Here is a 5,761-nt window from a genome sequence, read left to right as displayed (position 1 = left end):
CATAATTACATATTATAATACATTATACAATACTGACTTTTTTGTCACTATAGACATAATATTAACAGAAAGGAGTGAAAATATATGACAATTTATTATAAAGAAAGAGCTTATTTCAATGGCAAAGACTTGGCCTTATCAGTTATAGGTGGACGTTGGAAAATAGCCATTATATGGTGTTTGCTGCATCAATCTCCATTAAGGTTAAGCGAAATACAAAAAAAACTCCCCTCTGCTAATCAACGCATGTTAATTAGGCAATTAAAAGAATTAGAAGATGATAAAATAATTACTAGATATGTATACTCTGTTGTACCTCCTAAAGTTGAGTATCAACTAAGCGAAATTGGTCGTCTCCTAGAACCCGTTGTAACTTCCATCTGTAATTGGGGAGATAATTTTAATGACTTTTTAGAAAAAAATGCTAATAAAACATCAGTTGAATAAAATTTAAGTCGGTAATTTTTTGAGAATTTTTCTAAATCTATGAGTATGGGTGTCCCCGTAGATGTAATAAATGGTTAAAATAAAAGAGATAGAAGCACTATCTTATAATATAGGGAGGTATAACTTATGAATATAAGTAGTTTAAAGTGTGAGACATCTTATAATTCAATGAATGCTATTAAAGATTCTAATCAAAATTTAAGTTCAACTGCAGCCACAACTAAGCCATCTCAAAGCTTTAAAGGTGATAGGTTAGAGCTATCAAGTTCTAAAAGACCTAATATGGGAATTATGATTGACAAAGGTACTGCAGCTAATACAACGGTTTATGTAGATAAATCAACTATATTTCAAATTATGAATTATACAACTGACAATCCAGAATGTTCATGGAGTGAAATGGGAGTTGATGGAGAAAAAAGATGGGTTGTTGTTAATGGGCAAAGATTTGAATGCCCGTTGAGCAAAGAAGAAAAAGAAGCAATTAGAAAAGCACAACATACATTCCTTGATATGTTGGAAGAATATGATAAAAATAAAGAAGAATTAGATTGTAACGGTAAAGAAAATATTAAAGTAGAAATTGATCCTAGTAGTAACGCCGAAGATCTTAGTAAACAAAGTAATAATCCTAAAATCATTAATTTAGCCAATAATGAAAAAGTAATGCCTATGCTTAAAAATATTTCAAAATTAAATGGTGGACATATAACTTTAAGTGTTTAAAGATAAATGGTCTCTAATACTTTTTATAGTTGAGGTTCTAAGCCCAACATCCCACATTTTTTTGAAATTTTAATATCTTGTAAAATTATTATATTATTTCTCAAAAACATTCCCGAAAGTAACATATTTCGGGAATGTTTTAACTTGTGTTTTCTGAAAATACAGGTTTTAAAGGTCTTAATAAACTATATTAAAAGTCAAAAAAAACATTGAGGAATAAAAGAGAATATGTGATTTAATATAAAATATTCACATAAATAGATGTGCCCTTGCTGAAGTTGGATTTATTAATAAATTATTTGGATTGTCCGCATAACCAAAATCCGACAAAGATATTATTCTATCATTTTTTATTTTTAGCACCAGAACCAATACTTTAAAATCATGATATGATTGTAAGGTGCCTAGAATTATATCATAAGAACGGAGATAAATGTTTAATGTGTAAATTTAAAAATTTAAGCTTTAAGTTGTTAGTTGGAAATTTAATATTGATAATTGGGATAATAATATTTGTAAAACTATTCTCAAAATTCTTTGGGGTGGAGAATAGCTTGTTAGGTGTTGGGGTGGTAACTGCCATACTTATGTGTGGTGTTATAGACATGGACTTACCTGTTAAAGATTCTGCTATAGCCATTATAGCATCTTTAATAATTATGGGCTGTTCAGCTTATTTAAGTAGATTAAATCCCTTAGCAGGTATATTGATTGATTTTATAACAGTATTTTTTATAATATATATATTTACTAATAGAGTGGACACGAAAACCTTTCTTCCTTTTATCCTATGCTATATATTTTTGGAGGGTAATCCAGTGACTATAGAAAAGCTACCTCTTAGAATAATAGCAACTGTGGTAGGTGGAATACTTATTGTTTTAGCTTATTATGTACCTCATAAGAAGCAACAGGAGTTTCCATATAATAGTCTATTTGAGCAGTTAACATCAATAAAGAATGATTCCTTACAGTTTAATTTTACTCTTAGGATGGCAGTAGGGGTAACTGTGGCTATGTTTGTGGGAAATTATTTTAGTTTTCAAAAATCCATGTGGATAAGTATTACAGTTATGTCACTGACACAGCCACAGCTTCATCAAACTAATCAAAGAATTAAGTATAGAGTATTTGGAACTATTTTAGGAGCTTTAATTTTTGTAGTATTATTTAATTTCTTAGTACCAAAAAACTTAAGCACCTATGTACTTTTATTTTTAAGCTACATCTATACATTTATTAAGGAATATAAGGTACAAATAGTGTTCATAACTATGAATTCATTAGGGGCTGCTATGATATTATATGATATGTCTGTGTCAGTACCTATGAGAATAAGTTTTATATTAGCAGGTACTGTCATTGCCTTTATTGTCAACAAAGGTTTTTGTGATAAATTTGCTAAGAAAGAAGAAGCAGTTGCTTCAGAAATATAAACCCTTATTATTCGTACGCATAGATAAAAACTTTTGTAACTAACTGAAATACGGGTACGGCAACATAGCCATCAATCGAAGTGAAAAATTTAAAACTGGATGGATATATAAAGCTTTTTGCAAATGAACTTAAACTCTGTTTTTCAAGAGAAGAGATTTCAAATAATACTCGTATACCCAGTATGTGGGATAAATATTTCAAACGAATAAGAATACTTGATTCTACTGCTTTTCAAGTACTAGAAAGCTATAAAAATATTTACCCTGGATCTGGTGGTTCTTCTCAATCTTCAGGTGTAAAAATATATCATAAATAAGCGATTATTAGTTAAATAGTATTTTGTTTGAACTATAAAAATAAAAAACAGATAGAACATTTAGTTTAATTAAATGCTCTATCTGTTTTTTTATATTAAATACTTAAATATTTTATGGTTTATAATTTAACCCATTTAACATCATTTTCAAGAGAATCAAGATACTTCTTTAGATCACCAGTGCTTAGTGTAATTGTAACATTATTAGCACTTGGATGTAAGCCAACTGTTTTGCAGTGTTTTAGCGCAGAGTCTACATAGACAATAACGTGTGCATCAGTATCACTCATTAAGCCAAATGGTGAGACGCTACCAGATGTTACATCCAGATATTTTAGTAGTCTTTTTTCGCTTGCAAAAGACATTTTCTTAAAACCTTGGCTTTCTTCAAATTTTCTTAAGTCGAATGCTTTTTCTTTAGCCATGACAATTAGATAGTGTTGTTTACCTTTTTGGTCTCTTAAAAAAAGGTTTTTACAAACTTGCGCATCCATGTCCGCCGGAAGAACCTTTTCCATTTCTTCTACCGTAAACGCTGCTTCATGTTGAAATATTTCAAAATGAATTGATAATTCATTTAATAGACTATAAACTTGTTCTGCTTTCATTATGAACCCCCTTAGTTGTTGTAATAATATTATAAGCTTTTTTTTACGAATTGGCAAATTTCCGACAATGATTATAGCTAATCCACTATAAAATCTATGAATAATACTGCATCTATTACACCAATATCAACATATTGTAGAATTTTCTTCAACTATTGCTCATTGACCAGGATACCCATCTGGGTATCCTTTTCCCATGGAAGACCTACTTTTACTTTTTCAAGAGCTTTTACTGCTTCACTAAGGAATTTATCATATATATCTTCATGTACAAAGACTCTTGAACCTGCACAGCATACCTGACCTTGATTAAATAGGGGTCTCTGTAGCAATGGTAATCGAATAGAGGCTAACAATTAAAATATTTCGCCCCTTTTACAACACCGTACGTACCGTTCGGTATACGGCGTTTCATTAGTTTACGGTTTAACGTGGCTATAATAATCCGAAAAGAATATGTAGTTACGCCTCTTTAAAGTATCATTTGTTAATGAGCGACTCATGATTGGGCTGTTGGAAATTCTCCAATAGCCTTTTCTTGGTGTGCCAGGCATGGCAATTAACTAGGTGGTGAAAGTCCACTGTGGGGGTCTGTAGTTACCAACCACTAGCTGAAGACAAGGTATCCACCGTGAGGTGTGAACTGGAGGAAGTCCTAGGCAAAGTTCCGACCCAAGGAATACGAACATTTTCAGGCAAACTATTTGTGGATGAGTCTGCCAAACAAGACAAAGTCCAATAACTACATAGACGAATAGGTGTAAAGAATGTGGGTGCATGGTAATGAAAGTGAATTGTCTTACCCTGGGATATCTCATGGACATGCAGAGATGAATTTCAAAACATGGTCGAAAACGGTTTATCATGAGAAGTCAGCAGAGGTCATAGTACCAGATATTGTTAACGATATTTTGGAAGGACTGAACATTAGGAGGTGAAAGTAAATGAAAGTTACTAATGAAGAAATTAAATACAGCCAACTTCAAATTAATTTTGAAGACTCTAGGCAAGAGGATAGTACGGAACATGAAATCAATGCAGGAGTGTATGCTTCTTCAAAGATAACTGAAAACAACATCACCAATGGATTCTTGGTAAAAGACAGATTGTTAGAGAAAATTATGGATAAGGAAAACGTAAGAGTTGCCTTAAATCGAGTTATTTCAAATAAAGGAAGCCATGGAATAGATAGGATGAAAGTCGATGAACTTCGTGCTTATCTCAATGAAAATTGGATTACTTTGAAGCAATCAGCCATGGACTGGAAATTCCGTCCCAATCCAGCTCGGAGAGTGGAAATACTTAAAGAAGACGGGATTAAGAAAAGAAAGTTAGGAATACCAACTACAGTTGATAGGGTTATCCAACAAGCAATTGCGCAGATTTTAAGCCCGATGTACGAAATTCAATTTTCAGATAGCAGTTATGGATTTAGACCAAATCAAAGTGCACATCAATCTATACGGAAATGCAAACAGTATATCCAAGAAGGGTATAACTACGCAGTAGACATGGATTTAGAGAAGTACTTCGATACAATCGACCATAGTGGGGTCTCGCCAACATAATTCTGAATCACACCAGTAGGAACCTTAAAATATCTTCATAAAGGTAAATGTACTTTACGTAGATATTCGTAATTGTTTTGTTATACTTTACACACACAATTTTATAGGGCTTTTGACTCTACGTAATGGTATACCTTTACGTAGAGTCATTTGTTTTAAACTAAACCTATCATATATCAGAGTTGTATAAGTATTGATATTACTTGGTTTAAGGTTATTATTTAGTATGTTGGTGTGATTCAGAAAAATGTTGGCGAGACCCCTAATAGCGGTAACTGTTAAGTGAGTTGGCGCATTATTATAAAAAATATAACTTGTTTTATTCCCTACGACAACTATCTTACAACCTAGGGGCAACTACAACTAAAGGGTGCTATTGTATAACAAATAATGTTATTTTAGGACTGTAACTGGTCCTTTTTTTATTTGATTTCAACAACTTTTTCATTTCTAACCTCGATTAAATTAACCATCTATATCACATACCTTTCCATTAGCGTTATGGTTATAGTGACAAATATATCAGTATTGTAAGATGGATTTTAATATGTAATTATAGAAATGTAAACAGCATAGAGTTTCATCCTCTTATACGTAGTATTACTGTTATAGTGACAAATAAGTCAGTATTGCCTATTAATTAATAATATGTAATTATA

At 31.7% G+C, this 5,761-nt stretch carries 6 protein-coding genes and 1 pseudogene; 5 read left to right on the top strand and 2 right to left on the bottom strand.

What is annotated here, in order from left to right:
- The first annotated feature begins 84 nt into the window (after window positions 1-84).
- From Ctaglu_RS24250 to Ctaglu_RS24240, 3 genes are all read left to right on the top strand, one after another.
- On the top strand, window positions 85-447 hold the full coding sequence (locus Ctaglu_RS24250) for a winged helix-turn-helix transcriptional regulator (protein WP_125006588.1): 363 nt from the start codon (window positions 85-87) through the stop codon (window positions 445-447).
- A 126-nt stretch (window positions 448-573) separates the two neighbouring features.
- Window positions 574-1,173, top strand: coding sequence for a hypothetical protein (locus Ctaglu_RS24245; RefSeq protein WP_125006586.1), 600 nt, complete (start codon window positions 574-576; stop codon window positions 1,171-1,173).
- A 440-nt stretch (window positions 1,174-1,613) separates the two neighbouring features.
- Complete coding sequence (locus Ctaglu_RS24240; RefSeq protein WP_125006584.1) at window positions 1,614-2,609, top strand: FUSC family protein; 996 nt, start codon at window positions 1,614-1,616, stop codon at window positions 2,607-2,609.
- A 436-nt stretch (window positions 2,610-3,045) separates the two neighbouring features.
- Here Ctaglu_RS24240 and Ctaglu_RS24230 read toward each other — a convergent pair whose 3' ends face one another.
- Both Ctaglu_RS24230 and Ctaglu_RS24225 read right to left on the bottom strand, forming a co-directional pair.
- The gene (locus Ctaglu_RS24230; RefSeq protein WP_207669522.1) at window positions 3,046-3,534 is read right to left on the bottom strand and encodes a prolyl-tRNA synthetase associated domain-containing protein; all 489 of its coding nucleotides are present in this window, start codon (window positions 3,532-3,534) and stop codon (window positions 3,046-3,048) included.
- 155 nt (window positions 3,535-3,689) lie between these two features.
- Window positions 3,690-3,851: pseudogene (locus Ctaglu_RS24225) on the bottom strand (aldehyde dehydrogenase family protein); the annotation flags it as partial.
- 450 nt (window positions 3,852-4,301) lie between these two features.
- Between Ctaglu_RS24225 and Ctaglu_RS25660 the strand changes: the two are divergent.
- Both Ctaglu_RS25660 and Ctaglu_RS24215 read left to right on the top strand, forming a co-directional pair.
- Entirely contained in the window at window positions 4,302-4,472 is a 171-nt protein-coding gene (locus tag Ctaglu_RS25660) for a hypothetical protein (RefSeq protein ID WP_185732960.1), read from the top strand.
- 6 nt (window positions 4,473-4,478) lie between these two features.
- On the top strand, window positions 4,479-5,102 hold the full coding sequence (locus Ctaglu_RS24215; RefSeq protein WP_125006580.1) for a reverse transcriptase domain-containing protein: 624 nt from the start codon (window positions 4,479-4,481) through the stop codon (window positions 5,100-5,102).
- The last annotated feature ends 659 nt before the right edge of the window (window positions 5,103-5,761 follow it).

The sequence above is a fragment of the Clostridium tagluense genome, from assembly GCF_003865095.1.
GTDB classification, from domain to species: Bacteria; Bacillota; Clostridia; order Clostridiales; family Clostridiaceae; genus Clostridium_AD; species Clostridium_AD tagluense.
This window is presented reverse-complemented; position numbering and strand designations above follow the sequence as displayed.